This is a genomic window from Paenibacillus sp. FSL H8-0332 (genome assembly GCF_037963835.1).
In the GTDB taxonomy this organism is placed as follows: Bacteria; Bacillota; Bacilli; order Paenibacillales; family Paenibacillaceae; genus Paenibacillus_AQ; species Paenibacillus_AQ rhizoplanae.
The window spans coordinates 943,001-957,204 of record NZ_CP150145.1 but is presented as its reverse complement, the minus strand read 5'-3'; the positions used below and the strand labels follow the sequence as shown (position 1 = coordinate 957,204).

The window sequence follows — 14,204 nt, the reverse complement described above, 5'->3', positions numbered from 1 at the left end:
GCTTGCCGGGCGGAGTTAGTTGCAGGTTGTTTGCTCCCTTACCCCAGCTCAGTATAATATCTGATCTCCTGCCGTCCCGTCTGGAACCCGGCTGACCGGTACAGGGACAGTGCGGAATCATTCGTGGTCAATGCGACCAGCTGCGCCTGCTCCAGACCCTTCTCCTGAAGATACGTTAACGCACGATTCAGCAGCGCCTTGGCAATGCCTCTTCTCCTCCAGGGCTTACAGACAAATACATCCTCGATGATGCCCGTCTCCTCTTCCTGCCAGACCATCAGACTGCCCGCCACCCGGCCTGCATCCCGCACAACCATCGATGTCCAGTGCGGATGCTCCTGATATTCCAGCAGACGCTCCATTCCGAGCGGGGTCTCCGGCCAAATCTCTGCCTCCAGCTCCAGATAAGCCGCCCTCTGCTCCGGCGAATCTATAGGCGCATAGCTTAATTCAAGGCCTTCCTCCAGCTCCACCGCATGGACGGGTTCACGAAGATCGCGCTGGAGTGTATACAAGCAGCCATCCGGCAGGTAACCCAGATGCTCTGCGAAATAAGCATGGCAACTCTCCTCCGCCGCATAATTGCCTGTGCACAGAAGGGTCTCATATTCCGGCGGCAGCGTACTCTTCAGCACCTGGGCCCGTTCCAGCAGAAGAGCGTAGACACTGTCACGCAGCTCCAGATCCTTTTCCCGTCCGGGCAATGTCTTGAGATTCACGAAAATCTTGTGTTTACTCTCCGCCGCGCGTCCCGGTGGCACCACATTAAAGAGCTGCAGCTGGCCCTTGGCCACCATCTGCTCCCCTTCAAAAGCGCAGAAGACATTCTCCCAATTGCCCGCATCCCCCACCCACCAGAACAGCACATCCTCCTGGGCCGACACCTGTGCATACATCACGCCAAGCGCCGCCATATCCCTCTCTTCAAACTGCCGGATCACTCTATTGCTCAATTACTATCCACCACCTTCTGTTTCTGTCTATCATAACACCGCCTGGCAGGGGGCTTCCGTTCTTGAATAACTATAGTTGTTTTATACTGCTGAGCTGGTGGCGCTTGCGTCCTCGTTACAAAAATACAGCTGCGGATTTCACAAGGGTAACTACTCCGAATACAAACAGTACTCCCCCGGACATTTTGTTAAATAGAGAGAGCTTAAAGGGTCCCTCCAGTACCTTATTCCGAAGCAGTGCAGCTGCTCCTGAGAGGAGTACCCACCATAGTGCTGAGCCCAGGAACACGCCTGTAACCAGAAACACCATATCTGTGAGCTTATGCGACAGTAGAACACCAGTAGCTCCGAATACGCCCAGAAAAAATATAATCGTCATCGGGTTAGACAGCGTGAGCAGAAACGTCATAGCATAAGAACCCAGCACACCTGGGCTGGCAGTAGAATGAGCTGCTTCCATGGCCGGAACCCGTAGTAACGATCTTATCCCTAAGCAGCAAATAAACAATCCGCCAACCACCTGCAGTATAATGTTGTAATTCACTAGAGCAGCAGTCAAAGCTGTCAATCCTAATCCTGCCAGTATGCCGAACACAGCATCTGCGGTTGCCGCACCCAGCCCGCTGTACAGCCCTGTTCTGAATCCTCTGGTAATTGTCGTTCTGATGCACAAAATACTGATAGGCCCTACGGGAGCCGCGATGGACAGGCCCAGCAATATACCTTTCGATATCCATTCCCATGACATAGATAACCGCTCCTTCGCTTCTATTCCTCTTTCAGGGCAGATAGACTGAAAATGGTGTTCGATCGGACAATGCTGTAACGGGCTTTAAGCGTTTGTGTAATGAAGGTCTCAACACCGGATAGATCTGCTAATGCCACTTTCAGAAGATAATCATATTCACCGGAAATATGATGGCACTCCAGTACTTCCTGGGATTGGATGATACTCTCACGGAAGCCTTGAGTATCCACCGAGCTGCTGAGCTGGAGGAAAATATAGACTACACAGTTCTTGCCCATAGCCTTACGGTCCAGCTTGACGGTGAACTGCGCTATGACCCCGTTTCGTTCCAGCTTCCGGATTCGCTCCGCAATGGATGGAACCGACAGATGAATCATTTTCGAGATATCGGAGCTGGTCATCCGGCTATTCCTCTTCAGTAACCCCAGGATTTGCAGGTCAATATCATCCATTTGCATCCCCTCCATTTTAAGTAAATTATACAATATGTATTAAATAAGAAAATACTTCCTGGTAAATACGTAATTTTTTTAAGCTCATTTGATTTTGTATTAAAAAGTTTAATAATTACCAGATTTCAACGCGGGCAAACTTAAATAGTTAAAGTCCCTTCAATCATCTCTAATCAAAACGCCAAAATAGGCCAACCGAATAACTGGCTGACCCATTCTTTTATTCTCTCAACTTTTACTGATTAGAGTTGGAATTGAGAATTCTAAAGCCCTTTGACCAAGCCGCCATCCACCAATACGGTCTGGCCTGTACTGTAGGAATTGGCTTCGGAGCAGAGGAAGACGATCATTCGCGCCCTTTTAGTGAAATATCGTTAGACAGCTTAAAGTTTGCGGATCTGTGTCACCAAGGCAATAATTACCTCAAGCAGTTTGGCAGCTGCGGCCACAGCGAACACTGCACGGGGATCCGTCCATTCTGACAAGGCCGCTCCGGTCATTGCTCCCAGAGGCATTGCCAGCCGGGTAAGCACTCTAGAGAAGCCCAGAACACGTCCAATCATATCCTGTGGAATCGTCTCTTGCCGGACTGAGGTTACAATGGTATTCCAAGCCACATTACAAGTAGTAACCCCTAGAAAGGCAATGCCGGGAGCCAGCCAAAAGTCGCTGATTGCAGCAAAACTGAATCCCAGAGTCCCCACTCCGAGTAATACAGGAATTAACAATCCCCGGCGGAAACGTCTCTCCAGCGGAACAGCAAGCAGACTGCCGATCATTCCGCCAAAGCCTAACAAGGTATAATTAATGCTGCTCTGCTGGGTATTCAAATGCAAGGTGTTTAACAAATAGAACATTAAGACACCAAAAGCAGCACTATACCCGAAGTTACCGATCATAGCCTGAAACGAAAAAGACAAATTGATCTTCGAGCGTACCAGCCACTTGAACCCTTCTCCGATATCGCTAAAAATCCTCCCTATACTCGCCGCTGAGCGAGAGTGCCCCAAGTCTGCCATTAACATAAGAACAATAAGCGTACCTCCAAAGGACAACGCATCTAGCCAAAGCGTATTGAAGCCGCCTATCCCAGCAATAATCACTCCGGCAAGTAAAGGTCCAGCCATCTCAGCAATTTGGTTGGTCAATTGGTACGAAGCATTGGCTCTTGTCAATTGTGCAGGCACAAGCTGCGGGATGATCGCGACTATCGACACATCGAACATCAAAGACAGTATAGTAAGCACGAAAGAGATTGCATACAGGTGCCAAAGCTGAAGCAGGCCGGCAAAATGCAGCAAGGGAATCAATACGACCAGTAGCGCCCTTAAAATATCCGTTACAATCATCAGTCTTTTTCGGTCCCATCGGTCAACCAGACTCCCTACAACCGGACCAAACAGAACGATGGGCAAGACACTTACCGCATACATAGAGCCCATTACAATACTCGATTTCGTTAATTCGTAGGAGATCCATGGAATCGCAAAGGTGAACAAAGAATCCCCCAACCTGGAAATAAACATCCCTGCCAGAAACCGGATATACGCCAGGGGCAGCTCCAGCAGCTTGCGCACCGGCACTGCCTGCTCGTCCTGATCCGTTCGCAAGGGTGAAGCCGTCTGTGGATCACTCATAAATTAACCTCTTTCGTTTTGAATGCCTCCTTGTGCCATAGTTTTATCAAAGCATATGTCATGCTTAAAACAAATGATATTCTCCACATGAATCTCCAACTCAAATTCATAAGCCCAGCCTACAAGTGGAAACGGCTTTGCCGTCCTTTTAAAGGACGGTACCGTTTCAGCGAGAAATAGAAGGATAAGTTATCGTGTGAAACATATGAATTCTATATTTCAAAAAAACTGTGCAATCCTGTTGAAGGAAAGCACAGCTTATTTGCATTCTCTGGTCCTTTGCGGACCAGGATGCCGTTATTCTCTTTGAAATGCCTCTTTTGTCAGCTTAAACGGACTCAGAAGACGCTAATGAGGCTGTCGGGCATAATTACAGGCTTCGAAGCCTGAATTAACGGCTCCTGAGTCCGCAACGATCCACAAAACGCCGATTTCAGCAAAATAAGGTCCTCTGAGTCCGTAACGCCCACTACTCCCCGCTGCCCGCCGCCTCACGCGGCTGGCGCATCGTCAAGCTGACGCGGCCCTTCTTCACATCCACGCCCAGCACCCATACGGTGACATTGTCGCCGACGGAGACCACGTCCATCGGGTGCTTCACATAGCTACCGCTAAGCTGGGAGATATGGACCAGCCCGTCGTTCTTGATCCCGATATCGACGAAGGCGCCGAAGTCGATTACGTTGCGCACCGTGCCCTGCATCTCCATGCCGGGCAGCAGGTCTTCCATCTTCAGCACATCCTTGCGGAAGATGGGCAGCGGCAGCTCCTCACGCGGGTCGCGGCCCGGACGCTGAAGACTCTCCAGGATGTCGCGCAGCGTAGGCACGCCCACCTCCAGCTTCACCGCCAGCTCTTCCGCATCCTGAGCGCTTAGCTGCTCTGCAACCTCCTTGCTGCCGAGCTGCTTCACATCCAGCCCCAGCTCGCGGAACAACTTATCCACCACCGCGTAGGATTCCGGGTGGATCGGCGTGCGGTCCAGCGTATTGTCCCCTCCGGGGATACGCAGGAAGCCGATGCACTGCTCGTAGGATTTCGCGCCCAGGCGCGGCACCTTCTGCAGTGCCTTGCGCGTAGTGAACTTGCCGTTCTCCTCGCGGAACTTCACAATATTCTTGGCAATCGTCGTATTCACTCCTGCCACATAGGAGAGCAGTGAGGCCGAAGCGGTATTCACGTCGACACCGACGTGGTTAACCGCCGACTCCACGACGCCCTTCAAGCTCTCCTCCAGATGCTTCTGCGACACATCGTGCTGGTACTGCCCGACACCGATGGCCTTCGGATCAATCTTGACCAGCTCCGCGAGCGGGTCCTGCACGCGGCGGGCGATGGAGGCGGCGCTGCGCTCCGCCACATCCAGATCCGGGAACTCCTCCTGCGCCAGCTTGGAGGCCGAATACACACTGGCCCCTGCCTCGTTAACGATCAGGTAGGCCAAGTCAGGGTCGCCGACCTCGGCAATGACCTCGGCCGTGAACTGCTCCGTCTCCCGCGAGCCGGTGCCGTTGCCGATGACGATGAGCTGGATGCCATATTTGGCGATCAGCTCCTTGAACTTGGCCGCCGCCTCGCGCTTCTTGTTGTTCGGCGGCGTCGGATAAGTGACCGCTACCTCCAGCAGCTTGCCGGTATCGTCCACTACGGCCAGCTTGCAGCCGGTGCGGTAAGCCGGGTCGACACCAAGTACATGTCGTCCCTTCACCGGCGGCTGCAGCAGCAGGCTGCGCAGATTTCCTGAGAAGATGGAAATCGCTTGCGTCTCCCCCTTTTCCGTCATCTCCCCGCGCACCTCGCGCTCGACGGAAGGGGCCAGCAGCCGTTTGTACGCATCCTCGGTCACCGCTTCGAGCAGCTCCTTGACCGGGGAAGGCCCCTTCACCAGCTTGCGGATAATGAACGCATGGATCTTGTCGGCCACAACCTCAATGCCGACCTTCAGCACATTCTCCCGCTCCCCTCGATTGATGGCGAGAATACGGTGCGGCGGCATTTTGTGCACAGGCTCCCGGTACGAATAATAATTCTCGTATACACTCTCCTGCTGGGCATCCTTGGCCTCGGAGACCAGAATCCCCTGACTCGCTGTATACTGGCGCACCCACGAACGGATGGCCGGATCATCGGCAATATTCTCGGCAATGATATCCATCGCCCCTTGCAGCGCCAGCTCGGCACTATCTACACCTTTGTCTGCATCAATATACTTAGCGGCCTCTTCCAGCGGAACCCCCTGCCGGCGCTGCTCCATCACCCAATCCGCCAGCGGTTCCAGTCCCCGTTCCTTGGCGACACTGGCCCGTGTCTTGCGCTTCTGCTTGAACGGACGGTACAGGTCCTCCACTTCCTGCAGCTTCACAGCTTTCATGATACTCGCCTGCAGCTCAGGAGTAAGCTTGCCCTGCTCCTCGATGCTGCGGATCACATCCTTCTTGCGGTCACCGAGGTTACGCAGATATCCGAGCCGTTCTTCGACATCGCGGAGGACATTCTCGTCCAGCTCCCCGGTCATTTCCTTGCGGTATCTGGCAATGAACGGAATGGTGTTGCCCTCATCTAGCAGCCCCACCGTAGTTCTTACCTGCTTCAGACTGATGCTCAGCTCCTTCGCAATAGCTGCAAGTATCAGTTCCTGCTCCTGACGGGCAGCAGCATCTTCCGCCGCCTTCACCGCCTGATTCGTATCAACGCTCAAAGTAGATCCCTCTTTCTATACACAGTCTGAGTTCATAGCTCTCTACTGAAATACTATCACAGTTTGTCGCAGGACCAAAGTCCGACACCACCAAGCAGGCATACGGAATCCCGCAGCAAGCAAGTGGACAAACGTATCTTATTTCGCCGATTTCTGAGAAATATGCTTGAACAAGTGGATAAACAACATCTGCTATGGAACGTTTCCCCTATTTCGGCTGAAAAGAGATTATTTAAATGCCTTTTATCCACCTGCTGTCCCAGCAGCGTTCAATCGTTCATCAGCAAGTGGAAGAAATCCAGCTATTCTCAACCCCTAAGTTCTATATAAAATACGGCTACGCCGCCCCTTCCAGGATGACATAGCCGTATTCTTATTTTATAGGAATCTTTATCTTATTGGCATGTAAAGTGGTCTGAATCCCTCTCCCAATGTTACCGTACCACCGGAATCCCCTTGCTTCTTCTCCGTCTGCCATAGCTCACCGACAACAGGAAGCTGAGGAACATGACCAGCGCAGCCGCCGCATAAGGGAAATTGAGATTCATATCGAACAGGATACCCGCTACAATCGGTCCGGCAATGTTGCCAAGGCTGGTGTACGCGGAATTCATTCCCATCACAAGGCCCTGCTGCGTCTCGTCCGCCATCTTGGAGAGCTGTGTCCCGACAGCGGGGCGAAGGATATCCATGGCGAGGAATACAACAAAGGTCACAGATACAATCGCCACGAAGCCATGCACGAACAGCGTCAACAGGATCGACAGGCCCGAGACCAGCAGACAGGCGGAAATGACCCGGCTCTCCCCGAACTTGTTCAGAATCCAGCTGAATGCGGTAACCTGTACCACAGCCCCGGCAATCGAGCCAAACGTCAGGACAAACGCAATATCCTTGGGCGTGAACCCGAATTTGTGATCCACAAACAATCCGAATACCGTTTCATAGTTGGCCAGCCCGAAAGACAGTACGAATACAATAATAAGTCCGAAAAAGTAAGGCTCACGATAAGAGCGTACGAGCTGGAGAATTAGATTATCCTTATTTCCCTTCTGGTCTCTGGCTTCTTCACGCAGCTCCGCCGAACGCGATTCCGGCAGGACGATTAACGTAATGACGGCCACGAGCCCGGCAGCACCCGCAGCAACAAAGAATGGAACGCGGATGCCCAGCTCGGCCAGATAGCCGCCGATTCCTGGCCCGATGATGAAGCCCGTGGTAATGGCCGCATTGATGAAGCCCATACCCTTCGCCCGCTCCTCCGAGGAGGTGGTGTCCGCCACATAAGCCATAACAGCAGGCATAATCATCGCTGCACCGATACCGCCAAGCATTCTCGAGACGAACAGCACCCATGATGCGTTAGCCAGACCGAACAGAAGCTCCGAGAACGCAAACACCACCAGACCGCCGACAATGATTTTTTTGCGGCCCATTTTGTCCGAGAGTCTTCCGGCGAAGGGCGAGACCAGCAGCTGAGTCAGCGAGAATGCGGCCACCAGCAGCCCGACCATACTCCCGCCGATACCCAGTTCATTCATATAGGTAGGCATAATAGGGACAACCAGACCGATCCCCGTGAACGCCAAAAAGATATTCAGCATGAGAAGCAGCATCGCTCCCCGGTTCCTTAACAGTAATGACATTGTGATTCCCTCCGAATTTCCTAGGTTCATCTATCTATATCTATCTGTATCTGTTGATTAACGTTCCCCGGCGCGTATCCCCTGCAGCAGGATCTGAATGGCTGCACGGTAGTATGCCCTGATCTCCTCCGGGGTATTGGCGATGGTTGTAATCTCATTGACCCGTCCGATTCCTTCCAGCATCCCGCTGAGTGTGATTACACAGCTCTCCAGATTTATGTTGTTCAGGTACCCGGAATCCATTCCCTCCTGCAGCAGCTCACGGCAGACCCGTGCAACCAGCTCATAGATCTGCGAGAGACGCTGGCGGATATCGTCCGGAAGTGTGCGGGATCTGGCGTATTCCTCCAGTGCGTGAATCAGCGGATTCTGAAAATCATTCGCATAATGATCACCCAGCGCGAACAGGCGGGCTTCCGTTCCGCTGAGCTTGCTCTGCAGCTCCTCCCACTCACAGATCCATTTCTGTGTATCCTCTTCCACCACATGCAGGAACAACTCATCCTTGCTGGGAAAATGGTGATATAAACTGCCCTTGCTGACCTTCGCAGCCAGGCAGACCTCATTCATGCTTACTGCTCCGTAGCCCTTTTGCGCGAATAGACTGGAAGCATTGTGCAGAATACGGCTTTTGGTTTCTTCTCCATCTGAACGTCCTCTGATCATTACCCCTCCTCTAGACCGACCGATCGGTCCAATTATATCACGCAGATATAACCTTACACAACCCCGGCTGAAATATACCCAGCAGCACCCGTAATAGATGGTTATCCATCAGCCCGTCTATCACTTTCTGTATATCCATACACGTTAAATAACCCCACAAAGTGGGGCTTTGCTTCGATGTTTACTCAGGTACTTTGCGGGGGCCCCAAAATATATAAATTCTTATCTTATTAAAAAAGGCAGCACCGGGATTCATCCGGCCTGCCTTTTGTTACGATTATTGATGTTACATCCCTATGAATAGGTTCAGAAATCAATCAGCCCCAGGCTGATTTGCAGCGAATCATCCACCAGCTTCATGGTCTCGTCGTCCAGGTGGGTGATTTTATCTGTTAAGCGTTGCTTGTCAATGGTACGAACCTGCTCCAGCAGAATCACGGAATCCCGGTCAAAGCCATGAGCAGCTGCATCAATCTCCACATGCGTCGGCAGCTTGGCCTTCTGGATCTGGGCAGTGATAGCTGCCACAATCACAGTCGGGCTGAAGCGATTGCCAATATCGTTCTGAATAATCAGTACCGGCCTTACTCCACCTTGCTCAGAACCCACAACCGGTGAAAGGTCGGCAAAAAAAACGTCGCCGCGTTTAACAATCAATAGTTACACCCCGCTTACTAAGCGGCCAAGAGTACTGTCTGCATCTTCCTCTGCGAGAAAGGCCTCGCATGCCATGGTTAAATTAATCTTAGCCATTTCCATATAGCCCCGCTGCATGGACTCGCGGATGGTACGTTTCCTCCGATCGCTCAAGTACAGCTTCATGGCCTGCCTGATCAATTCACTACGGTTAGAGTTCTCCAGTTGAACGATCCCATCTACTTCCTGCAAGAGATGATCGGGCAAGCTGATCATGATTCTTTTGGTGTTCTGCAAATTGGCCACCTTCTCTTCCACCCCCACAAACCTTCTGCCCTTGTGTTCCAGTGTTACAATATACAAGGAATTTTATACAAGGAATATATGCCGCCAGTATATCAAGTATGCTGCATCCCATTATAAACTAGAAATGGCGGTTCGTATAGACTATAAGTCACAAGCTCTATACGGTACGTTCCTTATATTCAGTTCCTGTACTAGGTATCTGGTCAGGGTATTAGGCTTGCAGCAAGGGATTGACGAGGTTGGGTAAGGTACCTTGGCGTACATACACTCGCGGTACCCGGTGAGCCAGCATACAGATTACTTCGTAGTGGATCGTCCCTAAATGGAGCGCCAGTTCATCTGCCGTGATCGACTCGGTGCCCTGGCGGCCGATGAGTACAACCTCTTCGCCTGCTTTGATTTGTTCCGCTTCTAGAGCGAAAGATTTGAGTGATACCATACACTGGTCCATGCAGATCGTTCCGACGACAGGAACACGGCGTCCGCGTATTAGCACCTCCGCTTTGCCTGTTAGCATGCGGGAATATCCGTCAGCGTACCCCACGGGGAGCGTAGCGATAACCTCATCGCCTGCCGTGAAGTACCGGGTGCCGTAGCTGATGCCTGAGTCAGGCGGCAGGGTTTTGACATATACAGCCTGCGTCTTCAGCGTCATTACCGGGTGTAGAGCCACCAGCTCGCGGTTCACCTCAGCCGAGGGGTAGAATCCGTACAAGCTTATGCCTACACGCACCATGTTAATGGATAGTAGAGGTGTATCAATGGCCGTAGCGCTATTGCCCGTATGTATGATCGGGATGGTAATGTCCATGTCCCGAAGCGCTTCCGCCACGCTCATGAAACGTCGGTGCTGCATTAGTGTATAGCTTTTGTTGTGTTCGTCTGCTCTGGCAAAATGGGTGAACATGCCCTCCAGCTCCGCCTGTGCCACCGCATGCACCTCAGCGATGAATGCAGGCGCATCCTCCGGCAATAATCCCAGTCTGCCCATTCCGCTGTCAATCTTGATGTGTACCTTCAGCCGGTGCTCCTTCGCTACAGGAAGGGCGCTAACCGCTTCCAGTACCTCCGGTGTGAACAGTGTAACGGTAATGTTGTTCTCCCAGGCTACAGCAATGCCTTCCGGTGGAGTATAGCCCAGCACCAGGATAGGAAGTAGTATTCCCGCCTGACGCAGCTCCAATGCCTCATCCAGAAAAGCAACACTGACGTAGTCCGCTCCAAGCCGCTCCAGCTCCCGCGTCACTTCCACTGCTCCATGTCCATACGCATTTCCTTTGACGCATCCCATGAACTTGGTCTCCTGCGGCAATACGCCGCGAAAAGCTTCGTAGTTGGCACGCAAATCATCCAGGTTAATCTCGGCTGCTGTCGGCCGATAGCTTGCCTTCACTTCAGGTCACCTTCTTACATTGTAGTAAAACATCTCTGCCTTATTCGCACAGATCAGAAGTCTTACTGCCAATGGTAATGCTCGTGAAGGCCGCTGTCAATGTGAGCAGGGTGTAGACAAAAAACGGATACCGCGGGTAGAGGAATGATTCCCACCTTGCGCAGTATCCGCCCACTGATTTTTATTTACCCGATTGTTCCTCCATAGAAGCGGCTATTTGCATCATTTCCGTAACTGGCAGATTTGCGCTTGTAATCCGGTACTCTACACCCTCGCTCATCCAGGTCAGCGTCTGCTGCTCATCCCCGCTAAGCAGGCCGGCCGTGAAGCCCAGATCGACCAGTGTTCCGGGAGCCAGCGACACCGCACGGTCCAGCGGACGGGCTTCCATAATCGTATACTGGTAGACGCCGTCATAGCGGATCAGCACCGCATGGTCCTTGCTGCCTTCAATCTTGTTCGTGTCCTTCAGCTTCACACCGGCCGGAATGTAAGCCGGCTCAATGATTCCGAAGTCGCCCAGCTCGGCCGTAACCGGCTCACCGGCCTGTTCACCATCTTCAGAGACCACCGGATTGCCTTCTTGATCCACTTCCGCCATCGTGTTCTCGGAAGGGCTGCCGGCCGCCATATTCTTCTGCATATCGAAGGAATCTGCTGTGAATTCCGGATCGAACTTGAAGCTGTCGAAGGTCACATTCACCACAACCTTGGCTTCGGAATCCGATACCTGCACCTGCTTCGGCTCATAAGTCTTTTTGTTCAGCCAGATCTTCTGGCGGACCAGCGCGCTGCTCTGATAGTTGGCAGCGACCTCGAACACATAATTATCTCCGTCCTCCACGAACTGCCGGTTATTGTCTTTGACAATTCCCTTCAGCAGCGTCTGGTACAGATACACCTGACCCTGGCTGTCCGGCCAGTCGCTCTGGAAGCGGAAGCTTTTGCCGAGGCTTGGGGTCAGGACGAATACGCCCTCATCATTGCGCAGCACAATCTGCTTCACATCCTTCTGGACATTCGACAGGCTGATCCGGTAATACGAAGGATTCTTATACCATACCTCCACCTTGTAATCCTGCGGCTGCTCCCCGGTGTACAAGGTCATTGTGCCTGAGCCCTGATAAGCTCCCTGCTTGCTCTCCAGCTTGTCAGACACTTGATTCAGATCCTTGACCACAGAGGCGGCATCCTTCTTCCCGCACCCCGCCAATACTAAGGCCACGCTCATAATGATCGCGAGTACCCATGTTATCCGGCGCATGACATCATCCCCTTAACCTGTTTTGAATGCATTGATTAGTACATGTCTATGAAGGACTTGGCCTCAATATGCAGACGGGCATGACAAGCATGAAGAATAGTAGAAACGCTATTGCAAAAAAGCACCAGCCCGCGATCCCCGCCACGCTTTCGGGGTTGCAGTCTGGTGCTCTGATTCTTCCTATGTCTCGTACCTGTTCCCTTATCCGCTCCTCAGCAGATTACCAGTTAATGGACTCTGCGATTTTCAGGACCTCAGTCCGGTCAAGGCCGCGGGTACTGAGACCGTACATCACGCCGTTTGCTTCCCAGTCCAGGCTTCTGTCACTGACCAGAACCGCATCCGTCCCCTTAAGCTTCACCTGCTCCACCTTGTCGTCCGTTGCCATTGAAAAGGCATTCTCCTCATTGGCCAGGCGCAGCTGCATCCAGATTCGCTTATCCTTATCTTTGCTAGCGAAGAACAGTTCAACAATCTGCCCGCTTACGCCCGCCTCGTCCTTATAGAACTCCCCGTGGTCAAAGGCAAAGCCCTCTGGCAGATATTCCGGCAGCTTCACCTTGAAGAGAGCATATTTATCCAGCTCCGCTGCCTCCTTGACGGTAAACTTCTGCTCTGACGCTTCCTTGTCAAGCTGCTCCTGCTCACTCAGGGTAATCAGCTTATCCCCGTCGAAATTGACGATGGCCTCCCCGGCGGCATTGAAGATGGCTTCAGGCATGGGGTTAAATGAGGTGACCGGATTACCGTCCTGGTCAAATATCTTGCCCTTCCAGGCATCCGGGAACTCCTTAGGGTGGGTCCCGTCCATCTGAGCGACCTCAATATGTCCCAGCTGGACTGAATTCAGCACGCGCTCCAGCATTTCCTGTGCGAACGAGGGTCTGACGAAGGATATACTCACCACGGCTGCCACCAGCAGAGAAGCTGCAATCATCACCGGACGTCTGATTCGTTGTTTGTTCTTCATTTTATCTTCCTCCTGTTGTTTCTGAATGGAGCGGCTTCTCACCTGGCGGAGAACCGCCGCCCGATCGGACTCCCGGGAGAAGTCCTGGCGGGCCAGATAGTCTCCCAGCTCCTGAAGCTCAAGCTCTTCTGCCTGTGCGGCGTTCTTCTTGTTATTCATAGCTCTTCCACACTCCCTATTTCAGATTTCAGTTTTCGCATGCTGCGATAGAGAATGACTCCGACATTGCTCTCCGAGATTCCGGTAATCCGGGCAATCTCCGTATTCTTCAGATCCGCCCCGAATTTCAGGGCGATGAGGTTACGTTCCTTCGGGCTGAGCGTGTCCAGCGCCACCTGTAGCCGGTCGCTGCGCTCTCTGCCGAGGATGAGCGTTTCCGGCTCTTTTTTTCCCGACACCAGCTCCCGGATACTGTCCAGTGAGAAGAAGCGCTGCCGGGCCTGGCTCCGGTAATAATCATTCACTACGTTGCGGGCAATGGCGAACAGCCATACCTCAAGCGGCGCTTTCTCCGGGGAATAACCGGGCAGCTTGGATAGCGTCTTCTCGAACACCTGGCTGGCCAGATCCTCGGCGGTATAACGGCAGCTCACCCGGTAGGCGATATAGTTGAATATCCGTTTATAATAGGCTTCAAAAACCGCTGCAAACGCAAGCTTTGTCTCTATATGAGTAGCAACCCTGTCATGTATCAAAGGCAGCAATGCGCGCTCTTGCATTCCTTAAGCCCTCCCTTCCAGGCTGAATTTACTTGGCCAAGTAATTTACATGAGCTAATACGCTCTATCTATCGAATCCATTACATATGCAGACGAAAAAAAGACAGAGGCTCTAA

General features: G+C 52.4%; 14 protein-coding genes. All 14 read right to left on the bottom strand.

Going from position 1 to position 14,204, the window contains the following annotated elements; genetic code table 11:
- Nucleotides 1-38: 38 nt before the first annotated feature.
- The 14 genes from NST43_RS04110 to NST43_RS04045 all read right to left on the bottom strand — a co-directional run bounded on the left by NST43_RS04110 (nucleotide 39) and on the right by NST43_RS04045 (nucleotide 14,088).
- Nucleotides 39-953, bottom strand: coding sequence for a GNAT family N-acetyltransferase (locus tag NST43_RS04110; protein ID WP_339222725.1), 915 nt, complete (start codon nucleotides 951-953; stop codon nucleotides 39-41).
- A 115-nt stretch (nucleotides 954-1,068) separates the two neighbouring features.
- Nucleotides 1,069-1,701: a LysE family transporter gene (locus NST43_RS04105; RefSeq protein WP_209991715.1), complete on the bottom strand. Its 633-nt coding sequence runs from the start codon at nucleotides 1,699-1,701 to the stop codon at nucleotides 1,069-1,071.
- A 20-nt stretch (nucleotides 1,702-1,721) separates the two neighbouring features.
- On the bottom strand, nucleotides 1,722-2,153 hold the full coding sequence (locus tag NST43_RS04100; RefSeq protein WP_209991716.1) for an Lrp/AsnC family transcriptional regulator: 432 nt from the start codon (nucleotides 2,151-2,153) through the stop codon (nucleotides 1,722-1,724).
- Between the two features lie 263 nt (nucleotides 2,154-2,416).
- A complete protein-coding gene (locus NST43_RS04095) occupies nucleotides 2,417-2,503 on the bottom strand; it encodes a hypothetical protein (protein WP_209991736.1) in 87 nt (28 codons plus the stop codon).
- Between the two features lie 33 nt (nucleotides 2,504-2,536).
- Nucleotides 2,537-3,790 (bottom strand): MFS transporter, encoded by a 1,254-nt coding sequence (locus tag NST43_RS04090; RefSeq protein WP_209991717.1) that lies wholly within the window; start codon nucleotides 3,788-3,790, stop codon nucleotides 2,537-2,539.
- 469 nt (nucleotides 3,791-4,259) lie between these two features.
- Entirely contained in the window at nucleotides 4,260-6,488 is a 2,229-nt protein-coding gene (locus tag NST43_RS04085) for a Tex family protein (protein WP_339222721.1), read from the bottom strand.
- A 434-nt stretch (nucleotides 6,489-6,922) separates the two neighbouring features.
- Complete coding sequence (locus tag NST43_RS04080; RefSeq protein WP_339222720.1) at nucleotides 6,923-8,134, bottom strand: MFS transporter; 1,212 nt, start codon at nucleotides 8,132-8,134, stop codon at nucleotides 6,923-6,925.
- 57 nt (nucleotides 8,135-8,191) lie between these two features.
- Nucleotides 8,192-8,800 carry a TetR/AcrR family transcriptional regulator gene (locus NST43_RS04075; RefSeq protein WP_209993370.1) on the bottom strand — a complete coding sequence of 203 codons (609 nt, stop codon included), beginning with the start codon at nucleotides 8,798-8,800 and terminating at the stop codon, nucleotides 8,192-8,194.
- A 306-nt stretch (nucleotides 8,801-9,106) separates the two neighbouring features.
- The gene (locus NST43_RS04070) at nucleotides 9,107-9,457 is read right to left on the bottom strand and encodes a type II toxin-antitoxin system PemK/MazF family toxin (RefSeq protein WP_036697332.1); all 351 of its coding nucleotides are present in this window, start codon (nucleotides 9,455-9,457) and stop codon (nucleotides 9,107-9,109) included.
- 3 nt (nucleotides 9,458-9,460) lie between these two features.
- Nucleotides 9,461-9,742 (bottom strand): ribbon-helix-helix protein, CopG family, encoded by a 282-nt coding sequence (locus tag NST43_RS04065; RefSeq protein ID WP_036697455.1) that lies wholly within the window; start codon nucleotides 9,740-9,742, stop codon nucleotides 9,461-9,463.
- Nucleotides 9,743-9,953: 211 nt separating this feature from the next.
- The gene (gene alr, locus NST43_RS04060; RefSeq protein WP_339222717.1) at nucleotides 9,954-11,135 is read right to left on the bottom strand and encodes an alanine racemase; all 1,182 of its coding nucleotides are present in this window, start codon (nucleotides 11,133-11,135) and stop codon (nucleotides 9,954-9,956) included.
- Between the two features lie 181 nt (nucleotides 11,136-11,316).
- The gene (locus tag NST43_RS04055; RefSeq protein ID WP_209993368.1) at nucleotides 11,317-12,399 is read right to left on the bottom strand and encodes an outer membrane lipoprotein carrier protein LolA; all 1,083 of its coding nucleotides are present in this window, start codon (nucleotides 12,397-12,399) and stop codon (nucleotides 11,317-11,319) included.
- A gap of 220 nt (nucleotides 12,400-12,619) precedes the next feature.
- Entirely contained in the window at nucleotides 12,620-13,528 is a 909-nt protein-coding gene (locus NST43_RS04050) for a DUF4367 domain-containing protein (RefSeq protein ID WP_339222716.1), read from the bottom strand.
- A complete protein-coding gene (locus NST43_RS04045) occupies nucleotides 13,525-14,088 on the bottom strand; it encodes a sigma-70 family RNA polymerase sigma factor (protein WP_339222715.1) in 564 nt (187 codons plus the stop codon). Before NST43_RS04045 ends, NST43_RS04050 begins: the two co-directional genes overlap by 4 nt.
- Nucleotides 14,089-14,204 lie beyond the last annotated feature (116 nt).

Coding starts and splice junctions, on each gene's coding strand:
- NST43_RS04105 (WP_209991715.1), bottom strand. CDS start 1,701: ATGTCATGGGAATGGATATCGAAAGGTATATTGCTGGGCCTGTCCATC.
- NST43_RS04100 (WP_209991716.1), bottom strand. CDS start 2,153: ATGGATGATATTGACCTGCAAATCCTGGGGTTACTGAAGAGGAATAGC.
- NST43_RS04095 (WP_209991736.1), bottom strand. CDS start 2,503: ATGATCGTCTTCCTCTGCTCCGAAGCCAATTCCTACAGTACAGGCCAG.
- NST43_RS04090 (WP_209991717.1), bottom strand. CDS start 3,790: ATGAGTGATCCACAGACGGCTTCACCCTTGCGAACGGATCAGGACGAG.
- NST43_RS04080 (WP_339222720.1), bottom strand. CDS start 8,134: ATGTCATTACTGTTAAGGAACCGGGGAGCGATGCTGCTTCTCATGCTG.
- NST43_RS04075 (WP_209993370.1), bottom strand. CDS start 8,800: ATGATCAGAGGACGTTCAGATGGAGAAGAAACCAAAAGCCGTATTCTG.
- NST43_RS04055 (WP_209993368.1), bottom strand. CDS start 12,399: ATGCGCCGGATAACATGGGTACTCGCGATCATTATGAGCGTGGCCTTA.
- NST43_RS04050 (WP_339222716.1), bottom strand. CDS start 13,528: ATGAATAACAAGAAGAACGCCGCACAGGCAGAAGAGCTTGAGCTTCAG.
- NST43_RS04045 (WP_339222715.1), bottom strand. CDS start 14,088: ATGCAAGAGCGCGCATTGCTGCCTTTGATACATGACAGGGTTGCTACT.